The following is a 2,088-nucleotide window of genomic DNA, read 5'->3' as shown; positions in this document are numbered from 1 at the left end:
TTCGACATCAAAATTATTAATAGTTGCCATGGTAATTATTTCGGTGATATATAAAAACAACTGTGATAACACCAAGGTTGACAACTATTTGCGCAATAATTCCTTTCCTTCAATGATCCAGGCGTTCACTGCCAGCAACCCATTCAGCCGCATACTGACAGTGAGAAACTGAAAGATTATTGCTGATCCCTGTGGCTGACGAGTCTTTCTCTTAAATCGATTAACCAGATTGATCGCCAGCCAAACAAGGGCATTAAGCAAATTTATCGTCACAAGCACTTCTCCCAGCCCGGTACTGGGTTTTGCAATAAGGATGACCAGGAGGGTGATCAGCATAAATGCAATGGAAAAGATGATATAGAGAGTGAAATAATCCAGATTATTACTATTGTTCATGCTACTAATGGCAATCCTGTCAAAACTTTCAAACAATTATAGCAAACAAAATAATGAACAATAGTAACAAGAGGCAACGAGCTAATTAGCTGTCTATAATTACACCGCACTATGGCCTTACTGATCAATTTTCACTCAACCACAACCTTCACCTTCGGTTTAGAAAGGATAATTTTGACCAGGTCGATGTATGTAACAGGTTTATAGAAATAATAACCCTGCTGAAATGTGATATTATTTTGGTTCAGATAGCCAAGTTGTTCTTTCGTTTCGACACCTTCAGCGACGATACTGATCGAAAGTTTACGCGCCAGATCCAATACACAATCCAGAATTCGGGTTGATTCTGGGTCTGCGTTTACGCGGCCAACGAAACTGTGATCAATTTTGATATAATCAATATGCAGGTCATGAAGATAAGAAAGCCCTGAGTAGCCAGTACCGAAATCATCCAGCGCGATGACAAAACCATTTTCATGCAGAATGTTCAACCGCTGAACCAGACTTTCATCAACATTCAATGGCTCACGCTCGGTGACTTCCAGAACAAGGTTTAAATCGCGGCGGGTAAAACTGTCACGGAAATTTAAACACTCGTCGACAAACGTCGGCGAAATAATATGCGAAGCGCTAAAATTAATTCCAATATGAAAACCTTCCGGCAGTTTACTCGCGATAGCGTTCATCTGTCTGGCAACCTGATTCATCAGGCTTTGTGTAAGCGGAACGATTAATCCGGATTTTTCAGCAAGTGGAATAAATGCCGCGGGTGAAATATATCCACCGTGAGGTTGTTTCCAGCGGGCTAACACCTCAACTCCCCGCAATGTCCCTTCCCGACCATTTACCACAGGTTGGTAAAAAGGGACGATCTCCCCATTATTTATTGCCCGTCGCAGGATCTCTTCAGGCGTTGCGCTTTTATTGAAATATCTATCAAGCAGGAAGGCAGCGGCGCAGGCGATTAACAGAATAAATATTAAAATCCCAAAGCCTTTATCGATAAGTCTGTAGAAGCTAAAGAGTGGCGGCGGGTTAAAGATAATAGTGAAATGATATTTTGTGGAGTGAACCTTCTCGGTATAGGGATAATGTCCATTAAGCGTCATCACATCACCCGTTGGTCCAATAATGTCATCCGCCACGCGTAATACATACCTTACCCCTTTCAAGGGTACATTAAGCGCCCCGCGAATATGTTGATCACTTATCGTAACCAAAATGCGCGTATCTGCAAATTGGCTCTGATAGAGCAGGATAGGTAATCTATTAACGGTGTCGATTGCCGGAGCCAACAGTAAATTACTGTCCGGGACAACAGGAATACGAGACAGCAGGACCCGATTCCCAGGCAGGGATGTACACCAGACTATTCCCTGTTTGAGAATGATGATTGTGCGCAGGTGAGGTTTCAGAGCTGCTTCAGTGCCAAGCTGATATTGCTCCTCGAGGTCGCATTCCTTCCCGGCAATGTTAACCGCTGTTTGAGTCGCCTGTGACGCTTCTTCAAGTATATGATTGATATTGTTGGCGGCATATCTTGCTCCCGCCAGGTACTCTGCTTTTGCGGAATACCAGAGCTGGATGTTCAAAATAGCGACACCGGTAATAAACAAGCATATCGCAACGAGGATGGGTATGAGTGTATTGCGCATTTGCTTGTCCCGGCCAAAGGGTTTAATACATGAAAAT

At 43.3% G+C, this 2,088-nt stretch carries 1 protein-coding gene and 1 pseudogene; both read right to left on the bottom strand.

Going from position 1 to position 2,088, the window contains the following annotated elements; genetic code table 11:
* Nucleotides 1-176 precede the first annotated feature (176 nt).
* A pseudogene (gene ymgF / locus ACUU1I_RS20300) lies at nt 177-396 on the bottom strand (cell division-associated protein YmgF).
* 131 nt (nt 397-527) lie between these two features.
* Nucleotides 528-2,051: an EAL domain-containing protein gene (locus tag ACUU1I_RS20295; protein ID WP_001246479.1), complete on the bottom strand. Its 1,524-nt coding sequence runs from the start codon at nt 2,049-2,051 to the stop codon at nt 528-530.
* Between the last annotated feature and the right edge of the window lie 37 nt (nt 2,052-2,088).

This window comes from Shigella sp. SIG3 (assembly GCF_053555855.1).
Note: the sequence above shows the minus strand (reverse complement) of the source record. Positions and strands in the feature narration are given on the sequence as shown.